At 62.7% G+C, this 25730-nt stretch carries 23 protein-coding genes; 11 read left to right on the top strand and 12 right to left on the bottom strand.

Annotation, left to right across the window (positions count from 1 at the left end; translation table 11 throughout):
• Positions 1 to 242 precede the first annotated feature (242 nt).
• Entirely contained in the window at positions 243 to 1820 is a 1578-nt protein-coding gene (locus NKI85_RS29200; RefSeq protein ID WP_352526464.1) for a DEAD/DEAH box helicase, read from the top strand.
• 90 nt (positions 1821 to 1910) lie between these two features.
• On the opposite strand, the gene NKI85_RS29195 is transcribed toward NKI85_RS29200, so the two are convergent.
• Positions 1911 to 2804 carry a LysR family transcriptional regulator gene (locus NKI85_RS29195; protein ID WP_352526466.1) on the bottom strand — a complete coding sequence of 298 codons (894 nt, stop codon included), beginning with the start codon at positions 2802 to 2804 and terminating at the stop codon, positions 1911 to 1913.
• Positions 2805 to 2927: 123 nt separating this feature from the next.
• Here NKI85_RS29195 and NKI85_RS29190 point away from each other — a divergent pair, with 123 nt between their 5' ends.
• Both NKI85_RS29190 and NKI85_RS29185 read left to right on the top strand, forming a co-directional pair.
• On the top strand, positions 2928 to 3812 hold the full coding sequence (locus NKI85_RS29190) for an NmrA family NAD(P)-binding protein (protein WP_352526467.1): 885 nt from the start codon (positions 2928 to 2930) through the stop codon (positions 3810 to 3812).
• 48 nt (positions 3813 to 3860) lie between these two features.
• Positions 3861 to 4133 (top strand): DUF2798 domain-containing protein, encoded by a 273-nt coding sequence (locus NKI85_RS29185; RefSeq protein ID WP_352526469.1) that lies wholly within the window; start codon positions 3861 to 3863, stop codon positions 4131 to 4133.
• Positions 4134 to 4223: 90 nt separating this feature from the next.
• Here the strand turns inward: NKI85_RS29185 and NKI85_RS29180 are convergent, their stop codons facing one another.
• From NKI85_RS29180 to NKI85_RS29155, 6 genes are all read right to left on the bottom strand, one after another.
• On the bottom strand, positions 4224 to 4871 hold the full coding sequence (locus NKI85_RS29180; protein ID WP_352526471.1) for a YiaD family glycine zipper/OmpA-like lipoprotein: 648 nt from the start codon (positions 4869 to 4871) through the stop codon (positions 4224 to 4226).
• Positions 4872 to 5045: 174 nt separating this feature from the next.
• A complete protein-coding gene (locus tag NKI85_RS29175) occupies positions 5046 to 5414 on the bottom strand; it encodes a GFA family protein (protein WP_352526473.1) in 369 nt (122 codons plus the stop codon).
• Positions 5415 to 5599: 185 nt separating this feature from the next.
• Positions 5600 to 5986 (bottom strand): hypothetical protein, encoded by a 387-nt coding sequence (locus tag NKI85_RS29170; protein WP_352526475.1) that lies wholly within the window; start codon positions 5984 to 5986, stop codon positions 5600 to 5602.
• Positions 5987 to 6466: 480 nt separating this feature from the next.
• Positions 6467 to 7598 (bottom strand): peptide chain release factor 2 gene (prfB, locus tag NKI85_RS29165; protein WP_156948021.1). Its coding sequence is split into 2 segments (ribosomal slippage): positions 6467 to 7531 and positions 7533 to 7598, totalling 1131 coding nucleotides; the frame shifts between segments, so codons are not numbered across the junction.
• Between the two features lie 151 nt (positions 7599 to 7749).
• The gene (locus NKI85_RS29160) at positions 7750 to 10206 is read right to left on the bottom strand and encodes a penicillin-binding protein 1A (RefSeq protein ID WP_352526477.1); all 2457 of its coding nucleotides are present in this window, start codon (positions 10204 to 10206) and stop codon (positions 7750 to 7752) included.
• 213 nt (positions 10207 to 10419) lie between these two features.
• Complete coding sequence (locus tag NKI85_RS29155) at positions 10420 to 11682, bottom strand: N-acetylmuramoyl-L-alanine amidase (RefSeq protein WP_352526478.1); 1263 nt, start codon at positions 11680 to 11682, stop codon at positions 10420 to 10422.
• A 648-nt stretch (positions 11683 to 12330) separates the two neighbouring features.
• Here NKI85_RS29155 and NKI85_RS29150 point away from each other — a divergent pair.
• A complete protein-coding gene (locus NKI85_RS29150) occupies positions 12331 to 15321 on the top strand; it encodes a ribonuclease E/G (RefSeq protein ID WP_352779633.1) in 2991 nt (996 codons plus the stop codon).
• A 95-nt stretch (positions 15322 to 15416) separates the two neighbouring features.
• On the opposite strand, the gene NKI85_RS29145 is transcribed toward NKI85_RS29150, so the two are convergent.
• Positions 15417 to 16364, bottom strand: coding sequence for a glutaminase (locus tag NKI85_RS29145; protein ID WP_352526482.1), 948 nt, complete (start codon positions 16362 to 16364; stop codon positions 15417 to 15419).
• 11 nt (positions 16365 to 16375) lie between these two features.
• Positions 16376 to 17524 (bottom strand): pyridoxal phosphate-dependent aminotransferase, encoded by a 1149-nt coding sequence (locus NKI85_RS29140; RefSeq protein WP_352526484.1) that lies wholly within the window; start codon positions 17522 to 17524, stop codon positions 16376 to 16378.
• A 145-nt stretch (positions 17525 to 17669) separates the two neighbouring features.
• On the opposite strand from NKI85_RS29140, the gene NKI85_RS29135 reads away from it, so the two are divergent.
• From NKI85_RS29135 to aat, 6 genes are all read left to right on the top strand, one after another.
• Positions 17670 to 19064, top strand: a complete 1395-nt coding sequence (locus NKI85_RS29135) for a M48 family metalloprotease (RefSeq protein WP_352779630.1) — start codon at positions 17670 to 17672, stop codon at positions 19062 to 19064.
• Between the two features lie 70 nt (positions 19065 to 19134).
• Complete coding sequence (locus tag NKI85_RS29130) at positions 19135 to 19938, top strand: DsbA family protein (protein WP_352526487.1); 804 nt, start codon at positions 19135 to 19137, stop codon at positions 19936 to 19938.
• Positions 19939 to 20101: 163 nt separating this feature from the next.
• Positions 20102 to 20536: a type II 3-dehydroquinate dehydratase gene (gene aroQ, locus NKI85_RS29125; RefSeq protein WP_352526489.1), complete on the top strand. Its 435-nt coding sequence runs from the start codon at positions 20102 to 20104 to the stop codon at positions 20534 to 20536.
• 26 nt (positions 20537 to 20562) lie between these two features.
• Entirely contained in the window at positions 20563 to 21021 is a 459-nt protein-coding gene (accB, locus tag NKI85_RS29120) for an acetyl-CoA carboxylase biotin carboxyl carrier protein (protein WP_352526490.1), read from the top strand.
• 19 nt (positions 21022 to 21040) lie between these two features.
• Positions 21041 to 22384, top strand: a complete 1344-nt coding sequence (gene accC / locus NKI85_RS29115; protein WP_352526492.1) for an acetyl-CoA carboxylase biotin carboxylase subunit — start codon at positions 21041 to 21043, stop codon at positions 22382 to 22384.
• A gap of 15 nt (positions 22385 to 22399) precedes the next feature.
• The gene (gene aat, locus NKI85_RS29110; RefSeq protein WP_352526493.1) at positions 22400 to 23017 is read left to right on the top strand and encodes a leucyl/phenylalanyl-tRNA--protein transferase; all 618 of its coding nucleotides are present in this window, start codon (positions 22400 to 22402) and stop codon (positions 23015 to 23017) included.
• A gap of 12 nt (positions 23018 to 23029) precedes the next feature.
• Here aat and NKI85_RS29105 read toward each other — a convergent pair whose 3' ends face one another.
• The 3 genes from NKI85_RS29105 to NKI85_RS29095 form a co-directional block, all read right to left on the bottom strand.
• Entirely contained in the window at positions 23030 to 23398 is a 369-nt protein-coding gene (locus NKI85_RS29105) for a hypothetical protein (protein ID WP_352779627.1), read from the bottom strand.
• A 91-nt stretch (positions 23399 to 23489) separates the two neighbouring features.
• The gene (locus NKI85_RS29100; RefSeq protein WP_352779625.1) at positions 23490 to 23966 is read right to left on the bottom strand and encodes a DUF2155 domain-containing protein; all 477 of its coding nucleotides are present in this window, start codon (positions 23964 to 23966) and stop codon (positions 23490 to 23492) included.
• Positions 23967 to 24091: 125 nt separating this feature from the next.
• On the bottom strand, positions 24092 to 24490 hold the full coding sequence (locus NKI85_RS29095) for an NADH:ubiquinone oxidoreductase subunit NDUFA12 (protein ID WP_352526498.1): 399 nt from the start codon (positions 24488 to 24490) through the stop codon (positions 24092 to 24094).
• A 258-nt stretch (positions 24491 to 24748) separates the two neighbouring features.
• Here NKI85_RS29095 and NKI85_RS29090 point away from each other — a divergent pair, with 258 nt between their 5' ends.
• Positions 24749 to 25669, top strand: coding sequence for a PAS domain-containing protein (locus NKI85_RS29090; RefSeq protein ID WP_352779623.1), 921 nt, complete (start codon positions 24749 to 24751; stop codon positions 25667 to 25669).
• The last annotated feature ends 61 nt before the right edge of the window (positions 25670 to 25730 follow it).

The following is a 25730-nucleotide window of genomic DNA, read 5'->3' as shown; positions in this document are numbered from 1 at the left end:
CCTGGCGTTGCTGATCTGCAACACCTGCGCTGGTGCGAGAATGTCGCCTTCCTGAAGAGCGGGCCATCGACGAGCGGTAACCATCGCGATTAAGGTTAGGACTTCACAATCGCGCCAATGCCGCCCGTTTGTGTTGACAAATCGTGGGCTTGCGCCTACCTGCAATACTAATCTTGCAGGCGCGCGGCGCTTGCCGCGACTGCTTATGTTGCGCCCCCGAACCAGCCAAAGAACAGCCAAACTTGTCCTCAGACACCCAGATCGCTCAAGAAGCGTTGACCTTCGCAGACCTCGGCCTGTCGCCGAAGGTCCTTTCCGCAGTTACCGATGCCGGCTACACCGAGCCGACGCCGATCCAGGCGGGCGCCATTCCGCATGCCTTGCTCGGCAAGGATATTTTGGGCATCGCCCAGACCGGCACCGGCAAGACGGCGTCCTTCGTCCTGCCGATGCTCACCCGGCTGGAAAAGGGCCGTGCCCGCGCCCGCATGCCGCGCACGCTGATCCTCGAGCCGACGCGCGAGCTTGCCGCGCAGGTCGAAGAGAATTTCGTCAGATACGGCAAGAACCACAAGCTCAACATCGCGCTGCTGATCGGCGGCGTGTCCTTCGACGAGCAGGACAAGAAGCTCGAGCGCGGCGCCGACGTGCTGATCGCGACGCCAGGCCGCCTGCTCGACCATCGCGAGCGCGGCAAGCTCCTGCTCAATGGCGTCGAGATCCTCGTCATCGACGAGGCCGACCGCATGCTCGACATGGGCTTCATCCCCGATATCGAGCGTATCTGCGAGATGATCCCGTTCACCAGGCAGACGCTGTTCTTCTCGGCGACAATGCCGCCCGAAATCACCAAGCTCACCGAGAAATTCCTGCACGCGCCGGTGCGCGTCGAGGTGTCGAAGGCTGCGTCGGCCGCCACCAACATTATTCAGCGGCTGGTGAAATCCGGGCCAAAACCCTGGGACAAGCGCGAGACGCTGCGCAATTTGATGAAGGCCGAGGATGCCGAGCTGAAGAACGCCATCATCTTCTGCAACCGCAAGGTAGAGGTGGCGGAGCTTTTCCGCTCGTTGCTGAAATATGATTTCGACGCTGGCGCCCTGCATGGCGACATGGACCAGCGCGCGCGCATGCAGATGCTGGCCAATTTCCGTGACGGCAAGCTGCGCTACCTCGTCGCTTCGGACGTCGCGGCGCGCGGCCTCGATATTCCCGACGTCAGCCATGTCTTCAATTACGACGTGCCAATCCACGCCGAGGACTACGTCCACCGCATCGGCCGCACCGGCCGCGCCGGACGCTCGGGCAAATCCTTCACCATCGCGACCAAGTCGGACACCAAATACATCGACGCCATCGAACGGCTGATCGGCACCAAGATCGAGTGGCACGACGGCGACCTGTCGACGGTCGTCGCCAGCGAGGGCGGCGAAGATGAGGCTCCGCGCCGTGGCCGCGGCGCGCCACGCCGCGCCGGGCGCAAGGACGACGCTAAGGACAGGGGCGAGCGCAAGCCGCGTGAACGCCACGCCAAGCGCAGCGAGGAAGCGGCGCCGGAAGCGGTTAGCGAGGAACAGCCGGTCGTGGCCGAAGCCGCGGTCGCAGACACCGGCGAGCGGCACGCCCGCAAGGAGGCGATCCGCTCCGAAAACAGCGAGCGCAAGGCTTCGCCCGATCGCAACGAACGGCGCGCGCCCGAACGCGGCGACACCAGGCCGCAGCGCGAGCGCCCTGCCCGCCAGCGGCAGGAAGACAATGACGCGACCGTCGGCTTCGGCGACGACATGCCGGCCTTCATGCGGATCGTCGCCAAGGTCTGAGACTGCAACGCCTGCGCGTCGCGCGGACGCGCAACTCCTTCCAGATGACACCCTTCCGGGCAAATTTCCGGGGCTGTGCATCGCTTCGCCCTAAAGGTTCTTGAGCTCCAGGCGGGACGCCAGCAGATCCAGAAAAGCGCGGACTTTGGCGGAGGAGGATCTGCCTTCCGGCCAGACGGCGTGTATCGGCACCGGCACCGGCTCGAATTCGGTTAGAACCAGCTCCAGGCGGCCATCGTCCACCAGGTGTTTTATCTGCCAAAGCGGCGAGTAGCCCAGACCCAATCCGTGAACCGCGGCTGCATAGATCGATATCATCAAATTCGACCGGAAAGTGCCCGCGACCTTCACCGGCCGAGGCTTGCCTTCAATCTGAAACATCCATTTGCCCGGGCGGCCGTCAGCGGTTCGTACGATGCAATTATGCTCAGGCAATTCAAGCGGATGGGCCGGTCGGCCGCTTTGCAGAAAGTAGGAAGGCGCGCCGAACACGACGCGCCGCAACGCTCCCAGCCGCTTCGCCCGCAGACTGGAATCCGGCAAATTGCCGATCCGGACTGCCAAATCGAGGCCCTCGGCATCAAGATCGACAAATTCATCGGAAAGCTGGAGGTCAACCTCAACCCGGGGATATGTCCGCATATAATCGGCGATGACCGGCACGAGGAAATCCGGGCCGAACAGAACCGGGGCACTCACGCGCAGAGTGCCTGACGGCTCCGATCGTCGGTTGGCCGCCTGAAGCCTGGCTTCGTTTATTTCCTCGATGGCGGGTTTGATGCGCTGGAAAAAAGCCGCTCCGGCTTCGCTCGGCGTCGAGCGGCGCGTCGTTCTGTGCAGAAGCTCAACCCCGACAGCATGCTCCAACGTCGCCAAGGACCGGCTGACTGACTGCAGCGAGCGGTTCAGCCGCCGTGCGGCAGCCGTCAAGCTGCCGTGCTCGACAATGGCAATGAAGGCTTCAAAATCGTCTATCCGGCTCATCGCAGGGTTTCTCCCGAAAATCGGGAGAAACTATCGCAAAATCGATCAATTGTAACGCAGTTCGCTACATTTTATCTTCCCTGCAACAGGTCCGAAAGGCAGATTTGAGGGAAGGAGATCGTCATGCGAACATCCAGTCCAACCGTCCTGGTCGTGGGCGCCGCAGGCCGCGTTGCCGGTTTGGTGGTGCCTGAACTCGTCCGCCGCAATGCCAGGGTTCGAGCGCTTGTTCGTGACGCCGCGGCCGCCGAAAAAGCCCGGAAAGCCGGCGCATCCGAGATCGCGACCGGAGATCTGCGCAACCATCAGAGCCTTGAACATGCCGTCGAAGGTGTCGACGGTGTCTTCCACATCGGACCGGCCTTTACTCCCGACGAAGCCGCTATGGGGGTTGCCATGGTTGAGGCGGCGGCGCGAGCAGGCGTTCGGAAATTCGTCTTCTCGTCGGTAATCCAGCCCACCAATACGAGACTGGAAAACCATGCGAGCAAGGTGCCCGTCGAAGCTGCCCTCTATTCGACGAACATGGACTACACCATTCTGCACCCTGCCAATTTCATGCAGAATATCGCGGCGGCCTGGCCATCCGTCGTCGAGCATGGCGTTTTCTCGGAGCCGTTTCCAAAGACGGCGAGGCTGGCTCGCGTCGACTATCGCGATGTGGCTGAAGTGGCGGCGATCGCACTGACCGAAGCGCGTTTGTCCTATGCGACACTTGAGCTGTGCGCCGACGGTATGCACAGCCGCGAAGAGGTCGTTGCCATGATGAGCGAAGCGCTTGGCCGGCCCATTTCAGGAGGCGAGCCGACATTTCAAGACTGGGCGGCGAAAGCCCGCCTTCCCTATACTGACCGCCAGTTGCAGATGCTGGCCAAAGTACACAGCCACTACGCCAAATACGGACTCGGCGGGAACAGCCTGACGTTGCGCGCCGCCCTTGGCCGCGAGCCGCGTTCGCTGCAAAACTTCATTCGGGAACTGGCGCTGCAGATGGCATATGCCGCCTGATCGTCCTCACAAAAGCGCTTACGCACATTTTCTGATTGGGAGATTTCGATGCAAGCATCACCGGACCGAACCTTCAAGTTGAGAAAGCTGCCGCCCTCCTACGGCGCAGTGGTGATGCCGTTCGTTCTTTCGATCCTGATGTCCTCGATTGTCTCGGCGGTTTCGACGGCAATCGGCGCAGGCTGGACGAACGGGTTTATAGCGGCCTGGAGCTATGCATGGGGCGCTTCATGGCTTGTTGCGTTTCCCAGTCTGCTGATTGTGCTTCCGATCGTGCGCCGGATCGTTGCCGCGATTGTCGATCAGCCGGCGCGGTCCTGACATCACGAACGAAGGACCGCCGGCTGCCGGCGGTCCGGCATAACCATAGGACGGCCTCTTGCGGGGCCGCTCTCGGTTCATGCGCTTCCCTCAGGTGAGTGGCGACAGCTGGATCTCGACGCGGCGGTTCTGAGCCCGGCCGGCAGCGGTCGCGTTGGAGGCGATCGGACGCGTCTTGCCGAAGCCGGTGACGGCGAAGCGGCGGGAATCGACGCCCTGCCCGGACAGATAGTTGGCGACAGCCAGGGCGCGGCGCTGCGACAGGTCGAAATTGTGCTCGTCGCCACCGGTCGAGTCGGTGTGGCCGAACACGTCGACCGTGGTCTGCCGGAACTTCTTCAGCACAAGGCCCACCGAATTCAGCACCGGATAGAAACCGGGCTTCACCGCGTCCTGGTCGACGTTGAAGGTGATGTCGGACGGCATGTTGAGGATGATCTGGTCGCCGGTGCGGGTGACGCTGACGCCGGTGCCCTCAAGCTGCCGGCGCAGTTCGGCCTCGTTCTGGTCCATGGTGGCGCCGATGGCGCCGCCGGCAAGCGCACCGATGCCCGCGCCGATCAGCGCATTGCGGCGGTCGTTGCCGCCGGCAAGCATGCCGAGCCCGGCACCCGCCAGCGCACCGAGACCGGCACCGGCAGCGGTGTTGGAAACCTTCTGCTCCCCGGTGTAGGGATCGGTGGTGCATGCGCTCACGAGCACAGCCGTCGCCACGACGGCGAGCACGATTTTTTTCATATGGTGGTCCCTCTCCATTCCACGGCCGCGTAACGGCGCACCGCATCAGCCCTTCCAGCGACTTGTAACATGAAATGCGGCGAAAAACGGAACAGCAAAAGCCGCTGCTGCAGCTTTCCCCGGCTCAATTCCACACGGCTGCAGCGGCTCGCGCGACCACCGCAATTCGACCGGCTACCAGAGATTCTTGCCGTCGATGACCACCACTTCGACCTTGTCGAGATCGAAATCGTCGAACAGCCGCGAATTCACGCTGATCTTCGGATTGTCGAAATTCGGCTCGCCTGTCGACCAGTCCGGCGTTTCGGTGAAGGTGCCGCAGCCGCAGGTGACGCAAAAGCCGTGTTTTACGGTTTTCGATCCCCATTGGTAGAAAGAAACATTCTCCGGCGGGCTGGTAAGCCTGAATTGCGAGGGGGCGTAATAGGCCCACAACGAACCGCGTTTCGAACAGAAGGAGCAGGTGCATTGCGTCACCGTCTGCGGCGCTTGCGAAACCTCGAACGTCGTCGCCTTGCAGTGGCAGCTCGCCTTGATGGTCATGAACGATCCTCCCAATTGCCCGCCGCCCCTACGGCAAAGGCAACATAAAGAAACGGTCCTGACAACTCTCTGTCAGCAGACCTGTCGTCTGCAATGCGCAGGTTCCCAATCGATGCATGTCGATGCCAAAACCGCTGCACACGCTTGGTCAAGCCCAAGGGCAGGCCTCGGCGACATACATCAAACTAAAAGGACGATGGTGGCACGAACAGGCAGATGGTCCTTCCGTCATTGGCGCCGGCAACGGAGCACCAGTGATATTCGCCGTCGGGCGAATTCTTGATGCGTTTGTCGCTGTAGGCCACGACTTCCCCCGTCCCCTTGATGACATAGCCCTCGGGGCGTTCGCTGATCGATGTCTGGGAGACCTCGCGGCAGTCATAGCCAGAGCAGCAGGAGAACGGATAGCTCCAACCTTGCGGCATAGCCGCGGTCGGCTTGGCATCATGCGCCAGAGCAGGCGCCGCAAATGGAATGGCGGCAGCAATCAAAACCACTGCCGCGACAAGTGAATTCAGGAGTCGGCGCGCCGTGCGGGCGACTGGGGCCGGTCTGGTTGTGAGAGCAGGCATGAGCGCAGTTCCTATCAACGGTTGTCAAGCATTTCGCTTGCCCGTTCCCGGAACGTGTCTTCCCAGTGGCCGGATCGTCAGGTCGCAGATACGCCGCGTCCGGCCATAAATGCTTTTTTCCCCCCAGCCATTGAATGCTGTGCTGATTCCTTTGTTGGCGCAAGGAATTGCTGTCGCAAACCGAACGCCGACCTCTGCAGCCGGAACCAGCCTGCCGCACTGATTGACGAGACCTGGCCTGATCAATCCCCGGCAGCGGGATCGCCAATAACGGCATTCGGCTCGCAGTGGTTCCGGGCTGGGCGCCGGCAGGCCTGAAGCATCCGCGTCAAAAAGCGGAAACCAACTTTGGGAAATTCGATGAAAAACAAAGTTGTAGAAGGACAGGTAAGTTCAAGTTGAGAGCCGGTCACTCTCGCGCGATGGCCGTAACTCTCGCGTGATGAACCCACATTCCTGCCGGATTGGTGCCCGGCGGCCTCAGTCGATGTCTGCCACCGTCTCGCCAGCGCCACCCTCGATCCGCTGCGACAGCGAGGCTTCCATGAAATCGTCGAGGTCACCGTCGAGCACGCTCGACGGGCTGGTGCTCTCGACGCCGGTGCGCAGATCTTTCACCAGCTGATAGGGCTGCAGCACGTAGGAACGTATCTGGTGGCCCCAGCCGATATCGCTCTTCGACGCTTCCGTGGCGTTCGCCACCGCTTCGCGTTTCTTCAGCTCTTCCTCGTAAAGCCGCGAGCGCAGCATTTCCCAGGCCTTGGCCTTGTTCTTGTGCTGAGAGCGCTCCGCCTGGCAGGCGACCGCGATGCCGGTGGCGAGATGGGTGATGCGGACCGCCGAATCGGTGGTGTTGACGTGCTGGCCGCCTGATCCCGAAGAACGATACGTGTCGATACGGACGTCGGATTCGGAAACGTCGATGTCGATCGTATCGTCGATGACGGGATAGACCCAGACGCTGGCGAAGGAGGTATGGCGGCGCGCATTGCTGTCATAGGGCGAAATACGCACGAGACGATGCACGCCGGATTCCGTCTTCAGCCAGCCATAGGCGTTGTGGCCCTTGATCAGCAGCGTGGCGGACTTGATGCCGGCTTCTTCGCCGTCATGCACTTCCAGCACCTCGACCTTGAAGCGGCGGCGCTCGGCCCAGCGCGTATACATGCGCAGAAGCATCGAGGCCCAGTCCTGGCTTTCGGTGCCGCCGGCGCCGGCATGGACTTCGAGATAGCTATCGTTGGCGTCCGCCTCGCCCGACAGCAGCGTTTCGATCTGCCGCGCCTTGGCCTCGCCGCGCATCGAGCGGATCGCCGCTTCGGCCTCGGCGACGACGCCCTCGTCGCCCTCTTCCTCGCCAAGCTCGATCAGGCCGATATTGTCTTCCAGCGCCTGGGTGAGGCCTTTGACCGCGGCAATGCCTTCCTCGAGGCCCTGGCGCTCGCGCATCAACTTTTGCGCTTCCAACGGCTCGTTCCAGAGGCTCGAATCCTCGGCACGGACATTCAGGTACTCAAGCCGCTTTATGGCTTGGTCCCAGTCAAAGATGCCTCCTCAGCAGGGTTATCGCCTGCCTGATCTCGTCGACAATATTTTGCGTTTCCGCGCGCATGGCTGGCTGTTCTGTCCTGTTGCTGAATGGCGGCTTGGTGGCGCGATACATAGGGACGGCACCGTCCCCTGTAAAGCACCGGCCCCTGTAAAGCGGAATGGGCCGTCTCGACCATGATCGTCAAGCCGGGCCCGACCGAATGTAACGATTGTCAGTAGAGCCCGCCGCCGCCCGACTGGATGGCCTGGTTGGCCTGCGGCGACAGCGCCCCGCCGGTGGCGTTGGAGCCGTCCGCACCCATGCCGATCACCCAATAGCTGTCGGCGGGACCGGTACCCGGCTTGAAGGCTTCGATGATGGTTCCGGCGTCGCCCGCGCTGGCCCGCATGCCGGTCTTGCGATTGATCGCAATCAGCTTCATGCCTTCGGGAACCTTGAAGTCGACATTGGGCGTGCCGTCCAGCGCCACGCGCATAAAATCCTTGAAGATCGGCGCAGCAAGGCCGCCGCCGGTCGCGCCTTTGCCAAGACCTTTCGGCTGATCGTAGCCCATATAAAGGCCGACAACGAGGTTCGGCGTATAGCCAATGAACCAGGCATCCTTTTCGTCGTTGGTCGTTCCGGTCTTGCCGGCGATGTGACGACCGAGCTCGTTGATGGTGGCGCCGGTACCGCGTTGCACGACGCCCTCCATCATCGATGTGATCTGATAGGCGGTCATCGGATCGAGCACCTGCTCGGAATTATCGACCAGCTCCGGCTCGGGCTGGTTCTGCCATTCGGCAGCGTTGCAGTTTTCGCAGCCGCGTTCGTCCTGCCTAAAGACGGTCTTGCCGTAGCGGTCCTGGATACGGTCGATCAGCGACGGCTTGATCGACTTGCCGCCATTGGCCATGATCGAATAGGCCGACACCATGCGCATCACCGTCGTCTCGCCGGATCCCAGCGCCATCGGCAGATACGGCGCCAGATGGTCGTAGACGCCGAAACGCTCGGCATATTCCACGACCAGCTTCATGCCCATATCGTTAGCAAGCCGCACCGTCATTAGATTGCGCGATTTCTCGATGCCGGACCGCAAGGTCGCCGGACCAGCCACCGTTCCGTCGTAATTCTTGGGCGTCCAGGTCGTGTTGCCGCTCTGGATGGTGATCGGCCCGTCCATGATCACCGACGCGGGCGTGTAGCCATTGTCGAGGGCGGCCGAATAGACGATCGGCTTGAACGACGATCCCGGCTGGCGCATGGCCTGCGTCGCCCGGTTGAATTCCGACTGCGCGTAAGAGAAACCGCCGACCATGGCGAGGACGCGTCCGGTATGCGGATCCATGGCGATCAGTCCGCCTTCCACTTCGGGAACCTGGCGCAGGCTGTAGCTGTTGTCCGAACCCTCGTTCTTCTGCACGAAAATCACGTCGCCCGGCTTCAGCACGTCCGCCGGCGACCTCGCCTTGACGGTCTTGCCGTTTACCACGTGGCGCATGGCAAAGCTCATGTCTTCCCGGCTGACGGTGCCTTCGACGCGGTCCTTGACGATTTCGCCGGAGATCTGGCGCGTCGGCTGCAGGCCGATGGACAGGCCGGTGGCCGAGCTGTCGAGCACGACGGCAAGCGACCATTCCGGCACGTCCTCCAGTCGCTTGACGTTGCCCAGTGGCACGCCCCAGTCGCCGGAAACGTCGATGCTCGTGACCGGCCCGCGGTAGCCGCGCAGCGTATCGAACTTCATAAGACCGTTCTGCATGGCCTTGCGGGCAATCAGCTGCATCTTTGGATCGAGCGTCGTACGGACGGAAAGGCCGCCCTCGTAGAGCGCATTCTCGCCATAGCGCGCGATGATCTGGCGACGCACTTCCTCGGTGAAATATTCCCCGGCGAAGAGATAGTTGCCCGTACGGCGCGGCGTGACGCCGAGCGGCTCGGCCTTGGCCTTCTCGCCTTCTTCATGCGTGACGTAACCGTTTTCGACCATCTGGTCGATGACCCAGTTGCGGCGCTCCAAGGCGCGATCGGCATGCTTGAAGGGATGGTAGTTGTTCGGCCCCTTCGGCAGAGAGGCGAGATAGGCGGCCTCGGCCACGGTGAGCTCGTTCACCGATTTGTCGAAATAGGTGAGTGCAGCACCGGCGACGCCATAGGCGCCGAAGCCGAAGAAAATCTCGTTGAGGTAGAGCTCGAGAATGCGATCCTTCGAGTAGGCCTGCTCGATGCGGAAGGCGAGGATCATCTCCTTGATCTTGCGCTCGTAGGTCTGGTCTGAAGACAACAGGAAGTTCTTCGCCACCTGCTGGGTGATCGTCGAGGCGCCGACCTGGCGCTTGCCCGAGCCAAGATTCTGCAGGTTGACAATGATGGCGCGGCCAAGGCCGGTCACGTCGATGCCGGGGTGATTGTAGAAATTCTTGTCCTCGGCCGACAGGAAGGCCGCCTTGACACGATCCGGGACCGCCTGAATCGGCAGATAAAGCCGCCGCTCGCGCGCATACTCGGCCATCAGCGCGCCATCCGACGCATGGATGCGGGTCGTCACCGGCGGTTCGTATTTGGCCAGCACCTCGTAATCGGGCAGGTCCTTCGACAAATGGCTGATATAAATTGCCACGCCCGCCGCGACCAAAAGGGCCAGCGTCGTGCCGATGCCGAAGAAATAGCCAATGAGACGAATCATACCCGCTCCAGTCCTTGGTTCGGGAATTTCCTAAACGAAGCCGCCCTTCGCGCAAGCTTTCGGGACGATCCCAACCCGTAATCGCAAACCCATGTCGCGACCATGTGGGCAAAATACGGCAGCGTGGAATTTCGGTCTCGAATGCCGAAAATAAAAGCACTGGGTGTTGTCGCCGTGCAACGCTGCCTCAGGTTGTGGGCGATGGCGGGCATTTCAGCCTCCGGCCCCCGTTCCGCTCCTGGCCGAAGCGAACAGCGCAACGGCGTTGGTTATGCTCTGGGTGGCCTTGCTGCGCCAATCGGCGCTGAGCAACTGCGCCTCGTCCTTGGCGTTCGACAGATAGCCGAGTTCGACCAGCACGGACGGAACGTCCGGCGCCTTCAGCACCTTGAAGCCGGCAGAACGCTGCGGGTTGTTAATCAGGCCGACGCTGGTGGAAAGCTGGCCGACAAGAGTGTGGGCGAAGCTCATCGAAAAATTATGCGTCTCGCGGCGGATCAGGTCGATCAGGATATCGGTCACTTCCTTGTTGTCGTCCTTGATCTCCATGCCGGCGAACTGGTCGGAAAGATTTTCACGGTCGGCAAGCGCCTGCGCCTGCGGGTCGGAAGCCTTGTCGGACACGGTGTAGACGGTTGCGCCGCGAATGCCCTTGACGCTGATCGTGTCGGCATGGATCGAGATGAGCAGGTCGGCCTCATGCTGGCGGGCAATGCGCACGCGGTCGTCGAGCCGCAGGAACACATCGGTCTCACGCGTCAAGAACACGTCGTATTTGCCGCTGGCGGCGAGCTTGTCGCGCAGTTCCATGGCAAAGGCGAGCGTCACGTTCTTCTCGACCGTACCGTTCAGGCCTTCGGCGCCGCCGTCGATGCCGCCATGGCCCGGATCGATGACGACGGTGAAACGATGGCCCGGATTGGAGACCGGCCCAGTACCGACCCTGCCGGCCTTGTCGGCGGAGACCGTCGAGCCGGTGGTCAACGCCTGATTGGCAAGCGCTGCATCGAATTCCCGCTGCGATGCCGCTGACATGTCGACGGCGATGCGGTAGCCGTTGCCGTCATCATTCTTTAGCACGTCGAGATTGTCGACGGCGAACGGTCCCTTGCCGGTGAGAATCAGCCGCGATTTCCCCTTGCCGAGATCGCCATAGCGCACGGCGCGGACAAGGCCGCGCGGCTTCACATCCTTGGCATTGAGGGCGAATCTCGTGGCCGGCAGATCGATGACCAGACGATCGGGGCCGCGCAGCAGGAACCATTTGATATCGGGCTCGCGGTCGAAATTGATGACAATGCGCATCTTGGTCGCATCGCCGGCCATCTTGTAGCTTGTCGCGCCGAGCGGTGCGTCGGCAGCACGCGAAAGCGGCGAAAAGACCAGGCAAGCCAGGATCAGCGGCAGCAGGCAAGCGGCGCGGAAGAACCAGCCTCCATTATGACGGCCCTTGTCTGCGAAGCCTGCCAGTCCCATCTTTCTACCAGTCGCTCCCGTTTGGCGTCATGACCGATTGACTGTCGAAGTGACGGTCAGGCCGCGAACTCGATTAACGATTGGTATCCAGAGAAGGTTAACCAAGCCTTTTCATGGAAGGCGTGAGACCTCTGCTTCCCCTGCGGAACGGCTTTTTGCCGGCATCGGGAATCGGGGTTGCCTTCCAACCCGCCAAATCATAAAAGCGATGGTGGATCACTGCAATCCTGGAACCGTCCTCCTCCGCAGCTTCCTGCTACAGGTCAGACGCAAGACGGCTCCTTTCGCTTCAGGCGAAGAAGGCATCGGTGATCGCGACGATTTTCGCAGGCGTGCTCCCGTGGCGGGGGAATCGCCTGCGTGAGCAAAACGGCCGGGATTGTCCCGTGCCGGCTCTGTATGAGCAAACAAGCTGGTCCGGTTTTTCCCGGGCTTTGGTTCAAAAGGTTCTGCTGGTTACGATGGCTTCAAGCGCAATCATGGAAAGGTCCGCAACAAACCGCGCCACTACGGCTGCGGGCGGCACCGCCATGGCGCTCAGGCAGCGGCCGGCGGACGTTCAATTGTCCGGCACCCATGTTCCAGGTCCACGGCAGCGGGCATTGCCCCGCAAGCTGCGGCCGACGGCTGCCGGGGGGAAACGAAATAATGCCCAACAAAATGCTGATAGACGCCTCCCACCCGGAGGAAACACGCGTTGTCGTCGTTCGCGGTAACCGTATCGAAGAATTCGACTTTGAATCCCAGGACAAGAAGCAGCTCAAAGGAAATATCTATCTCGCCCGCGTAACGCGCGTCGAACCCTCCCTTCAGGCAGCCTTCGTCGAATATGGCGGCAACCGTCACGGTTTCCTCGCCTTCAGTGAAATACACCCCGACTATTACCAGATTCCGGTCGCCGACCGTCAGGCGCTGCTGCGTGCGGAAGCACAGGAAGCCCAGGACGAAGAGGACGAGGAAGCCGCCGAAGGCGAGGACCGCCAGAACCGCGACCGTGGCAAGCGCGGACGCCGGCGCGGCGGCAAGAGCCGCGACCGTGGCGAGCACAGGCGCGAGGCAGGCGCGGCCGACGGTGAGAATGGCGAGAACGGCGAAGATTCCGTCGCAGAAAACCTGGATGCCGCTACCGACAATGGCGACACCATGTCCGACACTGCCGGACAGAGCGAGGATGCCACCGGACAGAGTGATGAAGTCGTCGATCGCGGCGAGACCGAGCCGTCCGAAGGCGGATCGAGTTCCATCGCCGCCAGCGTCGATGCCGACGTAATCTCCGAAGCCGTCCCACAAGTCGAGACAAGCGGGGCCGAGACAAGCGGCGAAGCGACGTCCGAAGACAATGACCGTGGCATGCTGGAAGAGGTGCAATCCTCGCATCCGGACGATCACGAGGTCGAATCGGTCGGTGCCGAGGACGCGCTGGAAGAAGTGCGCAACCGCCGCAAGCCGGTCCGCCGCCAGTACAAGATCCAGGAAGTGATCAAGCGCCGGCAGATCCTGCTGGTGCAGGTCGTCAAGGAAGAGCGCGGCAACAAGGGCGCGGCTCTGACTACCTATCTGTCGCTGGCCGGCCGCTATTCGGTGCTGATGCCGAACACGGCGCGCGGCGGCGGCATTTCGCGCAAGATCACCAATGCGCAGGACCGCAAGCGGCTGAAGGAAGTGGTCGCCGATCTCGAAGTGCCGCAAGGCATGGGTGTCATCCTGCGTACGGCCGGCGAAAGCCGCACCAAGGCAGAGATCAAGCGCGACTACGAATACCTCATGCGGCTTTGGGAAAACGTCCGCAATCTGACGCTGCAATCGACGGCCCCTGCCCTGGTCTATGAGGAAGGCAGCCTGATCAAGCGCTCGGTGCGCGACCTCTACAACAAGGACATCGACGAGATCCTGGTTTCCGGCGAAGAAGGCTACCGCGAGGCCAAGGACTTCATGCGCATGCTGATGCCGAGTCACGCCAAGGTGGTTCAGCCGTTCCGCGACACGACGCCGATCTTTGTGCGCAACGGCATCGAAGCGCAGCTCGACCGCATGCTGCAGCCACAGGTGACGCTGAAGAGCGGCGGCTATATCATCATCAACCAGACGGAAGCGCTGGTCGCCATCGACGTCAATTCGGGCCGTTCCACCAAGGAGCACTCGATCGAGGACACCGCACTCCACACCAATCTGGAAGCCGCCGAGGAAGTCGCCCGGCAATTGAGGCTGCGCGATCTCGCCGGCCTGATCGTCATCGACTTCATCGACATGGAGGAGAACCGCAACAACCGCTCCGTCGAGAAGCGGCTGAAGGATCACCTCAAGAACGATCGTGCCCGCATCCAGGTCGGCCGCATCTCGCATTTCGGCCTGATGGAGATGTCGCGCCAGCGCATCCGTGCCAGCGTTCTGGAATCGACGATGAAGCCTTGCCCGCATTGCGGCGGCACCGGCCATGTGCGCTCCGATTCGTCGGTCGCGCTGATGGTGGTGCGAGCGATCGAGGAATTCCTGCTCAAGGATTCGCGCAGCCACATCACGGTGCGGACGCCGGCGGCGACGGCGCTTTATGTGCTCAATCACAAGCGCGGCACACTGGTGGAATTCGAGCACCGCTTCGGCGTGACCATCACCATCGAAGCCGATGACACAGTCGGAGCGCAGCATTATGCCATCTTCCGCGGCGCGCTGGCCGACAAGCCGGAAGGCTTTGTCGAGGCCCGCGCGTTCCCGGCCTATGTCGAGCCGGAAGAACCCGAGGACGAGATCGTCATCGAGGAGGAAGACGAGGCACCGGTGCAGGCTGAGCAGCCACGCACTGCCCAGCAGCCGCAGCAGCCAAGGTCCGGCGAGGACGGCGAAGGCCGCGATCGCAAGCGCCGCAAGCGCCGCAGGCGGCGCGGCGGCAAGGACCGCGAACATGGGGATCGTGAACACGGGGACCGCGAACATGGCGATCGCGAGCACGGCGAGCGCGAGCTTGGCGCTCCTGTGGAAGGTGCTTCCATCTCGGTGCCGACGGACGACGCCCTCGTAGCCTCCAGCGATCAAGGCGCCGAAGCGGAACGTGAAGCGCCGGCCGGTGTTGCCGAAACGGTGGAGGCGGCGGACGACGGTCACGGCAAGAAACGCCGGCGCGGCAAGCGCGGCGGCAAGCGCAATCGCCGTGAAGACGGCGAAGACGGCGTCGAAGCCAGCGCCGGCGAGCCGGCCGACATGGCAGAAGGTGCCGTGTCGGAAGCAGAGCCCGTGACCGGCGAGCCGGAAGGGGCGCCGCCTGCCGAAGAGCTTGCGGCGCGTGCTCCGGCGAACGACGACACGCCGAGCGCCGAAAAGCCAAAGAAGCCGCGCCGTGCCGCCAAGCCGAAGAAGGCTGCGGCGGAAGAAGTTGCCGAGATTGCGGGCGCCGAGACATCGGCTGCCGAGGCCGCGTCGGTGGCTTCCGACGAGACCCCTGCGTCGGTGTCGCAGGAGACCGAAGTGGCGGCTGCCAAGGAAACGCCGAAGGGCCGGCCGTCGCGGCGCAAGCCCGCACCGGTGGATGCTCCGGTCGTGCCGGTCGTCTCCTCGATCGTCCCCGACGAGGCAAAGACTGAGGAGCCAAAAGCCGAGGAGAAGCCGAAGCGTGCCGGCTGGTGGCAGCGGAAGGGCTTTTTCTAAGCCTTTCCGTAGCTTATCTTGATTTTCTGACAAAGAATCCCGCGCAGCCCAATCGGCGGCGCGGGATTTTTCTTGTCCGATTCCGGGCGACAACACTATGGCGCGAAGATCGACCAGTTCATCGTTTTCGCCAGTTTTTCCAGCGCGATCGAACCCAGCCTGGAATTGCCGTTGGCGTTGAGGCCAGGCGACCACACGGCAAGCGAGGCGACGCCCGGCACGATCCCCAATATGCCGCCGCCAACACCGCTCTTGCCGGGAATACCGACGCGGAAAGCGAAGTCGCCGGAGCCGTCATAGTGGCCGCAGGTCAGCATCATCGCGCTGATGCGGCGGGCGCGCTCGGCTGAGACGACGGAATGCCCGGTCGCCGGATTGTTGCCGCCATTGGCGAGAAAGCGCCCGGCCAGAGCCAGTTGCCGGCAGCTCATGGCGATCGCGCAATGGTGGAAATAAACACCCAGCGCCAGCTCCGGCGCGTGGTAAAGATTGCCGAATGATTTCATGTAGTTGGCAAGCGCGAAATTGCGAAAACCGGTGGCGCGTTCGGAAGCCGCGACCTCGCGATCGATAATGATCGTATCGTCATCGGCCAGGAACTGGATGAAGCGCAGGATCTCGCCGATCGCCTCGCGCGGCTGGTGGCCGGCGAGCAGGATGTCGGAGACGACGATGGCGCCGGCATTGATGAACGGATTGCGCGGAATGCCGTTCTCATGCTCGAGCTGGACGATCGAGTTGAACGGGTTGCCCGAAGGCTCGCGTCCGACCCGCTGCCACAGTGCGTCGCCGACATTGCCGAGCGCCAGCGTCAGCGTGAACACCTTCGAAATGCTCTGGATCGAAAACGCCTCGTCGGCGTCGCCCGCGGTCAGCACGCGGCCGTCATTGGTCACCGCGGCAATACCGAATTTTTTCGGGTCGATCTTGCCCAGCTGGGGAATATAACTGGCAACGTCGCCGCGATCAGTACGCTCCGCCATTTCGGCGGCCACCTCGCGCAACGCCTGTTCAAGTTGGGGCGCCTGTTCAAGCTCCGGCATCGTCGCCCCCGCTACTTCAGCCAGCGTTCGATACGCGCCATCGCCTCGACCATGTCGTCGTGGCTGCCGGCGTAGGAAAAGCGCATCGTGCGATGGCCCTGCAACGGATCGAAATCGCGGCCGGGTGTCGCCGCCACATGCGCCTCGGCCAGCATCCGGCGCGCAAACGCCATGCTGTCATTGGTGTGCCGGGTGACATCGCAGAAGGCATAGAAGGCGCCGTCCATGGGCGCGGCCAGCGCAAAGCCGAGTTCCGGCAGGCGTTTCATCAGCAACTCGCGGTTCCAGGCGTAACGCGCCTTCACCGCTTCCAGCTCTTGCGTCGCCTTGAACGCTTCGATCGCGGCAATCTGTGACAGTTCGGGCGGCGAGATATAGAGGCTCTGGGCGATGCGTTCGACCGGCCGTACGAGTTCCTGCGGCAGCACCATCCAGCCGATACGCCAGCCGGTCATGCAATAATATTTCGAGAAGGAGTTGATCACCGTCACATCCGCGCCGAAAGAAAGCGCCGTCGTGTCGGGCGCTGCATAGGCCAGCCGATGGTAGATTTCGTCTGAGATCACAGCGATGCCGAGCTCTTGCGCCATCTTGACCAGCGCCTCGAGATCGCCGGCCGGGATGACCGCGCCGGTCGGGTTGGCCGGACTGGCGAACAGCACGCCCTTCAGCGGTTTTTCGCGGTGCGCGTCTTTCAGGTGCTCGGCATGGAGATAGGCGGCGCCGTCGAGTTCGATCTCGGCGATGTCGATGCCGAGCGCAGCCAAAATGTTGCGATAGGCCGGATAGCCGGGCGCGGCGATGGCGACGCGGTCGCCTGGATCGAACATTGCCAGGAAAGCAAGGTTGAAGGCGGCGGACGATCCGGTGGTGACGGCTATCCGCTCGGGCGAAACATCAAGCCCATAATGCTCGCCATAATGCGCCGCGATCGCCTTGCGCAAGCCGGCGAGGCCCAGCGCGTCGGTGTAGCCGATGCGGCCTGCTTTCAAGGCATTGGCCGCCGCTTCGCGAACCCCGGCCGGCGCCGGGTCGGAGGGCTGGCCGACAGCCATGGAAACGACCGGCACGCCCTTGGCCTTCAGCCGATTCGCCTCGGCCAGGATGTCCATGGCGTGGAACGGCTCGACCGCGCCGCGGCGCGAAAGCGAAACAACCATTTTTCAATCCACCACACTTGTCCGCACGTGCCGGCCATGCTCGCCGCGCCGCACAAATGCCCGATTGATGTGGGGATCACAAGTTCGGTAAGTTTAAGGTGCCGACTTTTCATCCTTCGCCCGCTCGTCTACCAGTGGACCTGCCATGTTGAGCCGACCCAAATCGACGATCGCCAGGACAGCGCGCTCTTTCGCGACGCTTTCGCTTGCCGCGGTGGTCGCTATAGCCGGCTCGGTCAATGCGTTTGCGCAGAATGTGCCGGTGGTGCGCGATGCCGAGATCGAGGCGCTGGTGCGCGATTACGCGCGGCCGATCTTCAAGGCAGCAGGCTTGTCAAACGATGCCATCAACATCGTGCTGGTCAACGATCAGAGCTTCAACGCCTTCGTTGCCGGCCGTCGTCTGTTCATCAACACCGGCGCGCTGATGACGGCCGAAACGCCCAACGAGATCATCGGCGTCATCGCCCACGAGGCCGGCCATATCGCCGGCGGGCACCAGCAAAAATTGCGCGAACAGCTCGAGCGCGCCAAGACGATGGCGATCCTGGCGACGCTGCTTGGCGCCGGCGCCATGGTGGCCGGCGCCACCAGCAACAGCCGCGGCCTCGCCGGGGCCGGCATGGGCGTGATGGCCGGCGGCGGCGAGATGGCGCAACGCAGCATCCTCGCCTATCAGCGCACCGAAGAGATGACCGCCGACCGTTCGGCAATCGCTTATCTCAATGCTACCGGCCAGTCCGGCATGGGCATGCTGAAGACGTTCAACCGTTTCCAGAACGCATTGTCGCTCTCGGGCGCCCATGTCGATCCCTACAGGATCAGCCATCCGATGCCGCAGGAGCGTATCGCCAATCTCGAAGTGCTGGTGAAGCAGAGCCGTTACGTCGACAAGGTCGACCCGCCGGCACTGCAGCAGCGCCACGACATGATGCGCATCAAGATCGCCGCCTATATGCAAGGCCAGGCAGCGGCGTCGCGATTGATGCGCAAGAACCCCGGCAGCCTCGCCGCGCGCTATGGCGACGCGCAGATGACTTATCTTTTCGGCAATCTGGCCTCGGCGCTCACCAAGACCAACGCGCTGATCAAGGAACAGCCGAAAAATCCCTATTTCCAGGAATTGCGCGGCGACATCCTGATGAAGGCGAACAGGCCGAAGGATGCCGCGGAAGCTTATGCCAAGGCGGTCAGCCTCGATCCGGCGCGATCCGGGCTGCTGCCGGTCTCCTACGGCCAGGCGCTGATGGCCATCGGCACGCCGGATTCGCTGAAGAAGGCAGTGGCGCAGATCAACACCGGCCTCGGGCGCGACCGCGAAAACGCCGCCGGATACCGCTATCTGGCACAGGCCTATGGCGAACTCGGCAATATCCCGGCCGCCGAGCTCGCGACCGCCGAAGGGCATTTCTATTCCGGCGACTACAAGAACGCGAAGATCTTCGCCATGCGGGCGCAGCAGAGCATGAAGCGGGGCGAGCCGGGCTGGCTTCGCGCGCAGGACATTATAAACTACGCACCATCAGGTAAGAAGAAGTGAACCTTTCGGACGCACGCTGCGACACAGCCGAACCGAGCGGACCCGAACACAGGCAAGAGGATCGAGGATCATGAACAAGGCAATCCTGCTGGGCACTACCGGAGTGGCAGCCGCTCTCGCCATGCTGGCGTTCGGCTTCGTCGCCGGAAATCCGCAGACGGCGAAGGCCGGTACGGCGCAGCTTGCCCAGACGGCATCCTCGGAAACCAAGCTCGACCGCACCGAAGTCGAAGGCATCGTCCGCGACTATCTCCTGAAGAACCCGGAAGTGCTTCTCGAGGCCCAGCAGGCGCTCGAGGCCAAGCAGAAGGAAGAGCAGCGGCTCGCCAGTCTCGGCGTCATCAAAGACGCCAAGGACCAGATCTTCAACTCCGCCTTCGACGGTGTTGTCGGCAACCCGAACGGCAAGGTCACCATCGTCGAGTTCTACGATTACAATTGCGGCTACTGCAAACGCGCCATCGAGGATATGCAGGCGCTGACCAAAGCCGATCCGGACCTGCGTTTCGTGCTCAAGGAGTTCCCGATCCTCGGCCCGGATTCGCAGAAGGCGAGCGTCGTCTCGATGGCCTTCCATTTGATGAAGCCGGAGAAATACGGCGAATTCCACAACGCGCTGCTCGGCGGCCAGGGGCGCGCCACCGAGGCAGCGGCGATCAAGGTGGCGCTGTCGCTCGGCGTCGACGAGGCGGCGCTGCGCGAAAAGATGAAGGACCCGAGCATCACGGAGGCCTTCTCCAAGACCTATGATCTCGCCACCAAGCTCGCCATCACCGGAACGCCGTCCTACGTCGTCGGCAACGAGGTTGTGTTCGGCGCGCTTGGACAGGAAGTGCTGGCCGAAAAGATCGAGGCGGTAAAGGCCGCGCTCTGATTAGCTTCCGAGTTTCGATTAGGCTGGGGGTTTCTGGCGCGGGCCGTTTTCCGGCTGTTGTGGACGGCGAAAGAACGCACTTGCGCTCTTTTCGCCAGCGTCTATGCCCATTATAGAGGGTCCGGCGCGCCGGCTTAGCCGCGCCGGGAAAGGTCGGCATTTTTTGAAAACGGTTTTCGTCCTGAACGGCCCCAATCTCAACGCGCTCGGCAAGCGCGAGCCGGGCATCTATGGCGGTAAGACGCTTGCCGCGATCGCCGACGACTGCAAGCAGGCGGGTGCCGCACTTGGGCTGGAGATCGATTTCCGCCAGTCGAACCATGAGGGCGACCTCGTCGACTGGATCCAGGAGGCCGCCGACAAGGCCGTCGCAATCGTCATCAATCCGGGCGCCTACGGCCACACCTCGATTGCCATTCACGATGCCATCCGCGCCGTCGCGCCGCTGCCGGTCGCTGAGGTGCATCTCTCCAACATCCACGCGCGGGAACCATTCCGCCACGTCTCCATGGTCGCGCCGGTCGCTGTCGGCATGATCTGCGGGTTCGGGCCGCTCGGCTACACGCTGGCGCTGCAGGCGCTGGCTGCACGCCTATGACCGGCCAACAAACAGAAGGCTCGAAAATGTCGATAAAGAAGAACGGTGTTGACCAGCAGTTGATCCGCGATCTGGCGGGCATACTGAACGACACCAACCTGACCGAGATCGAGGTCGAGCTGGGTGACCTCAAGGTGCGCGTGTCGCGGCAGGCGCCGGCGGTCCATGCGGTCGCCGCAGCGCCGCCGGCCTATGCGCCGGCAGCCGCGCAGCCTGCGGCAGCCGCCGCACCGGCAGCGGCCGAAATGTCGAAGAACGCCGTCGCCTCGCCGATGGTCGGCACCGCCTACCTGTCACCGTCGCCCGACGCCAAGGCGTTCATCGAAATCGGCCAGAAGGTCAAGGAAGGCCAGACGCTGCTGATCATCGAGGCGATGAAGACGATGAACCAGATCCCCTCGCCGCGCGCCGGCACGGTGACGGCGATCCTGTTCGAAGATGCGCAGCCGGTCGAATATGGCATGCCGCTCGTCGTGATCGAGTAGAGCCGGGAACAGGCGAAAGATGTTCCAGAAAATCCTCATCGCCAATCGCGGCGAAATTGCCCTCAGGGTGCTGCGCGCCTGCAAGGAGCTCGGCATCCAGACGGTGGTGGTGCACTCGACCGCCGACGCCGACGCCATGCATGTGCGTCTCGCCGACGAGAGCGTCTGCATCGGTCCGCCGCCGTCGCGCGACAGTTATCTCAACATCCACCAGATCGTCGCCGCCTGCGAGATTACCGGCGCCGACGCGGTGCATCCCGGCTACGGTTTTCTGTCGGAGAACGCCAAGTTCGCCGATATCCTGGCCGCGCACAACATCACCTTCATCGGCCCGACCGGCGACCATATCCGCATCATGGGCGACAAGATCGAGGCCAAGCGCACGGCAAAGCGCCTCGGCATCCCCGTGGTGCCCGGTTCCGACGGCGCGGTCACGGAGGAAAAGGAAGCCAAGCGCATTGCCGCCGAGATCGGCTATCCCGTGATCATCAAGGCGTCGGCCGGCGGCGGCGGGCGCGGCATGAAAGTGGCGCATAGCGAGGCCGACCTCGAGGTCGCGCTGCAGACGGCACGCTCGGAGGCGGGTGCGGCCTTCGGCGACGATGCCGTCTATATCGAGAAGTATCTGCAGAAGCCGCGTCATATCGAAGTGCAGGTGTTCGGCGACGGCGCCGGGCGCGGCGTGCATTTCGGCGAGCGCGACTGCTCGCTGCAGCGCCGCCACCAGAAGGTCTGGGAAGAGGCGCCCTCGCCGGCGCTCAATGCCGAGGAGCGCGCCCATATTGGCGGCGTCTGCGCAAGGGCGATCGCCGATCTCGGCTATTCCGGGGCCGGCACCATCGAATTCCTCTATGAGAACGGCGAGTTCTATTTCATCGAAATGAATACGCGCCTGCAGGTCGAGCATCCGGTGACGGAAGCGATTACCGGCATCGACCTCGTGCACGAGCAGATCCGCGTCGCCTCGGGCGGCGGGCTTTCGGTGCGCCAGGAAGATATCCGCTTCCACGGCCATGCCATCGAATGCCGCATCAATGCCGAGGATCCGCGCACCTTCACCCCCTCGCCCGGCACCATCACCCATTTCCACACGCCGGGCGGGCTCGGCATCCGTGTCGATTCCGGCGTCTATTCCGGCTACAAGATCCCGCCCTACTACGACAGCCTGATCGGCAAGCTGATCGTGCACGGCCGCAACCGCGTCGAATGCATGATGCGGCTGCGGCGCGCACTCGACGAATTCGTCGTCGACGGTATCAAGACGACGCTGCCGCTGTTTCGCGACCTCGTCGGCAACGCCGACATCGCCAACGGCGACTACGACATCCATTGGCTGGAAAAATACCTGGCCGAAGGCGAGTGACACAGGGGCGACGCGATGACCCGTCCCTACGCACCCGGCTATCGCATCCCGACCGACCTTTTGCTCAAAGCCTATGCCTCCGGCGTCTTCCCGATGGCCGAAAACGCCAGTGACCCCGAAGTGTTCTGGGTGCGGCCGGAGACGCGCGGTATCATCCCGCTCGACGGGTTCCACATACCGAAGAGCCTGAGGAAGACGATCCGCAAGAACCCGTTCGAGTTCCGCATCGATTTCGATTTCGAGGCGACGATCGACGCCTGCGCCGAAAGACGCGAGGAACGGCGGTCGACCTGGATCAACGCGCCGATCCGCGAAGCCTATGTCGAGCTGCATCGGATGGGCCATTGCCATTCCGTCGAGGCCTGGCACGACGACCGGCTGGTCGGCGGCCTCTACGGCGTATCGCTCGGCCGCGTGTTTTTCGGCGAGAGCATGTTCGCCAGGGAGACCGACGCCTCGAAGGCTTGCCTCGTTCACCTCGTCGAACGATTGAAGGCGCGCGGCTTTGCGCTGCTCGATACGCAGTTCACCACCGAGCATCTCAAACGTTTCGGCGCAATCGACGTGCCGCGCGGCAAGTACGAGAAGATGCTCGCCGAGGCACTGAAGGGCGAGGCTGTGTTTTTTCCGTGATCCAGCGGCCGGTCAGCCTTTCGCTGCGATCTCCAGCGGCGTCTGTGCGTGGAACATCATCTTCCAGCCATTGACGCGGTGGACATAGCCGGTGCTGACCAGCGCCGCATAAGGTTCGCCATTTTGCCGCGTCGCCCGCGCCTCGTAGGTCAGCATGACGATGTCGCTGCCCGGCTCGATGATGCCCTTGAGGTCGATGTCGAGATCGCGCCAGCGGTTCGGGTCCGTCGCGGTTTCGGCAAGATCGCTATTGCTCATCGCTTGCGCCATTTGCGGGAAGGCCACCAGGCACTCGGTGTCGGCATTGGCCTTGAAATAGGCCGTGTCGCCGGTCCAGAATCCCTTTTCGATGTCGAGAAGCTCGTTCTTGTTGGCCATCATCACGGCAACCTCCTCCGTAGACAGGCCCCAACGCACGGACAACAAGGCGGTTCCGCAAGGCGCGGTGTATCCGCCGCCGGGCTGACAGACTCTAGTTGGTTTTGGGGGCAGCGGGCGCCGGCACGTCGGACTTCTGCTTGCAGCCCTTCAGCCAGATATCATAGACGGCGTGCTCGACGGCGTTGATCCCGGGGCTTTCGGCAAACATCCAGCCGGTGAAGATACGGCGGATTTTCCGGTCGAGCGTGATCTCGTCGACCTCGACGAACGAATCCGTCTTCGGCTCTTCGTTTTCCGGCCGCGAGTAGCAGATGCGCGGCGTCACCTGCAAAGCACCGAACTGCACCGTCTCGTCGATATAGACGTCGAAGGTGATGATACGGCCGGTGATCTTGTCGATTCCGGCGAATTCAGCAACGGGATTGGTGACGCGGTCGGATACTGCGGGTGCTGCAGGCGCCACCGGCGCGTCCGGCGGCGCCAACTCCTGCGCAGCAGCAAGCGTAGCCGTCGAAGCGACGACGGCCGCGGTTAGTCCGCCTGTCAAGATTCGGCTGAACATGTTCATGCAAAGTCCGGTGGTTTGCGCCCGGGTGATTCTCTTAACGCCAAGGCTAGTTGCTGCTGTCGGATCAGCAAACAGCTAAACAGCAATTGTGGCGACAAAGGACCGTGCCGTATCTCGGCGATCGATCACGAACCGGGCGTCCAGGCGTCGTAATCGCCCGTCACCTGCGGGCGATGCTGATTGGTCAGCACCGAGCCCTTCGGGCGATAGGCTGCGGGGCTGCCGGTGAGGTTCGGCAAATGCTGCTTTTGCCAGTCGCGCGGCTTGTAGTCTTCGCTTGGCGGCGCGACGTCGACCCGGTGATGGATCCAGCCATGCCAGCCGGGCGGGATCGCCGAGGCCTCCGAATAGTTGCGGTAGATGACCCAGCGGCGGGTGCGGCCTTCTGAGTCGACGCCGCCCTCATAGTAGACGTTGCCGACTTCGTCCTGCCCGACCATCTTGCCGTGCCGCCAGGTATGGAAGCGCGTTCCCAGCGTCTGGCTGTTCCACCAGGTGAAAAACTGCAGAAGGAAAGTTTTCATCCAAATCCTCGTGGCAAGTCCTTGTAGCAAGTCCTCGCGGCGGCTGCGGCGGCGCCTGTTCCTGCTTATGGCGTCATGGCATTACGAAGGCAAGGGTCTTGCCGCAACTGACGAGCAAATGGCTGGCGGGGAAGCGATGCGTTTTTGGGATCTTCGCGACCGCCCGAAGCAGATGAAATGGGTTGTTGGCAACCTTACGCGGCGTTATTCTAGGAGTTGATGCTTCGTCGCCTCAAGGGCGGCAAATGAGAGGGGCTCATGTCATCGCTGGCGGGCACGGCCGGTCGCGCATTGCCGCAGGTCGTTGAGGCGATCTACGATTCGATTGCCGATGTCGACCGCTGGCAGGCGACACTCGAGGCCATCTGCAGCCTGGCGGAAGGCCAGCTTGCCATGCTCGCCGTCATCGATACGATCAGCAGCTCCGCGCGGTTTTCGGTATCCTGCGGCGATCCCGCAGTTCTTGAGCCGTTGAAGCATGACTACGGCTCGCAAGTGCCGTTCTATGCGGCGGTTCCCAAGATGGAGATCGACGTGCCGTTCACCGTCGATTCGATCTACGCCCTGCAAGGTCCGGATACGCGACAGAGATGGCTCGAAAGCCGCATCGTGCGCGAATGGGTGCAACCCAACCGGCTGGACGATTTCTTCTGGGTGGCGTTGATGAAGCGGCCGACCCGGATCGGCACGCTGATGGTGGTTACCGACAAGGACAGGCGCCAGATTTCCAGCGAGGATCTCGAGCTTGTCTGCCTGCTGGCGCCGCATGTGCGGCGTGCGGTGACCATCGGCGACCTGTTCGAAGCCGAGCGGCGCAAGGCCGAAATCTTCCGTTCCATCATCGAAAGCCTCGACCATCCGGTGCTGATCGTCGCTGAAGACATGACCATCATCTTCGCCAACCCGTCAGCCGAAGCGCTGCTCGCCGAAAACATTTCGGTCGCTTGCGTGCGCGGCCAGCTTTCCTTCACCTACGCCAACGCCAATGCCGCGATCGGCCGCGCCGTCCAGCTCGGCACGCGCGACGAATTCGCGCTCGGACCTTGCGGCATCAACATTCCCCTGGCCAGGACGGTCGTTCCGGCGGTGGCCCATGTCATGCCGCTGGCGCGGCGTGAAATCTCGGCGCGCATATCGCAGCGCGCCGCCCCCGGGCTGTTGAAAGCCCCGGCCCGGTGAGCACCCAATAAGGGGCGGGGCCCCCATTGGGGGGGGGTGGGGCGGGCCCCCGGGGCAAGGG

Source organism: Mesorhizobium sp. M0571, from assembly GCF_040320985.1.
Taxonomy (GTDB): Bacteria; Pseudomonadota; Alphaproteobacteria; order Rhizobiales; family Rhizobiaceae; genus Mesorhizobium.
The sequence above is the reverse complement of the archived record's forward strand: the minus strand, read 5'-3'. Positions and strand labels throughout refer to the sequence as shown.

What these genes read in the sequence shown, in the direction of transcription:
- NKI85_RS29195 (WP_352526466.1), bottom strand. Translation starts at nt 2,804, where the DNA reads ATGAGCCGGATAGACGATTTTGAAGCCTTCATTGCCATTGTCGAGCAC.
- NKI85_RS29190 (WP_352526467.1), top strand. Translation starts at nt 2,928, where the DNA reads ATGCGAACATCCAGTCCAACCGTCCTGGTCGTGGGCGCCGCAGGCCGC.
- NKI85_RS29185 (WP_352526469.1), top strand. Translation starts at nt 3,861, where the DNA reads ATGCAAGCATCACCGGACCGAACCTTCAAGTTGAGAAAGCTGCCGCCC.
- NKI85_RS29180 (WP_352526471.1), bottom strand. Translation starts at nt 4,871, where the DNA reads ATGAAAAAAATCGTGCTCGCCGTCGTGGCGACGGCTGTGCTCGTGAGC.
- NKI85_RS29175 (WP_352526473.1), bottom strand. Translation starts at nt 5,414, where the DNA reads ATGACCATCAAGGCGAGCTGCCACTGCAAGGCGACGACGTTCGAGGTT.
- NKI85_RS29170 (WP_352526475.1), bottom strand. Translation starts at nt 5,986, where the DNA reads ATGCCTGCTCTCACAACCAGACCGGCCCCAGTCGCCCGCACGGCGCGC.
- NKI85_RS29160 (WP_352526477.1), bottom strand. Translation starts at nt 10,206, where the DNA reads ATGATTCGTCTCATTGGCTATTTCTTCGGCATCGGCACGACGCTGGCC.
- NKI85_RS29155 (WP_352526478.1), bottom strand. Translation starts at nt 11,682, where the DNA reads ATGGGACTGGCAGGCTTCGCAGACAAGGGCCGTCATAATGGAGGCTGG.
- NKI85_RS29150 (WP_352779633.1), top strand. Translation starts at nt 12,331, where the DNA reads ATGCCCAACAAAATGCTGATAGACGCCTCCCACCCGGAGGAAACACGC.
- NKI85_RS29145 (WP_352526482.1), bottom strand. Translation starts at nt 16,364, where the DNA reads ATGCCGGAGCTTGAACAGGCGCCCCAACTTGAACAGGCGTTGCGCGAG.
- NKI85_RS29140 (WP_352526484.1), bottom strand. Translation starts at nt 17,524, where the DNA reads ATGGTTGTTTCGCTTTCGCGCCGCGGCGCGGTCGAGCCGTTCCACGCC.
- NKI85_RS29135 (WP_352779630.1), top strand. Translation starts at nt 17,670, where the DNA reads ATGTTGAGCCGACCCAAATCGACGATCGCCAGGACAGCGCGCTCTTTC.
- NKI85_RS29130 (WP_352526487.1), top strand. Translation starts at nt 19,135, where the DNA reads ATGAACAAGGCAATCCTGCTGGGCACTACCGGAGTGGCAGCCGCTCTC.
- accB (WP_352526490.1), top strand. Translation starts at nt 20,563, where the DNA reads ATGTCGATAAAGAAGAACGGTGTTGACCAGCAGTTGATCCGCGATCTG.
- accC (WP_352526492.1), top strand. Translation starts at nt 21,041, where the DNA reads ATGTTCCAGAAAATCCTCATCGCCAATCGCGGCGAAATTGCCCTCAGG.
- aat (WP_352526493.1), top strand. Translation starts at nt 22,400, where the DNA reads ATGACCCGTCCCTACGCACCCGGCTATCGCATCCCGACCGACCTTTTG.
- NKI85_RS29105 (WP_352779627.1), bottom strand. Translation starts at nt 23,398, where the DNA reads ATGATGGCCAACAAGAACGAGCTTCTCGACATCGAAAAGGGATTCTGG.
- NKI85_RS29100 (WP_352779625.1), bottom strand. Translation starts at nt 23,966, where the DNA reads ATGAACATGTTCAGCCGAATCTTGACAGGCGGACTAACCGCGGCCGTC.
- NKI85_RS29095 (WP_352526498.1), bottom strand. Translation starts at nt 24,490, where the DNA reads ATGAAAACTTTCCTTCTGCAGTTTTTCACCTGGTGGAACAGCCAGACG.
- NKI85_RS29090 (WP_352779623.1), top strand. Translation starts at nt 24,749, where the DNA reads ATGTCATCGCTGGCGGGCACGGCCGGTCGCGCATTGCCGCAGGTCGTT.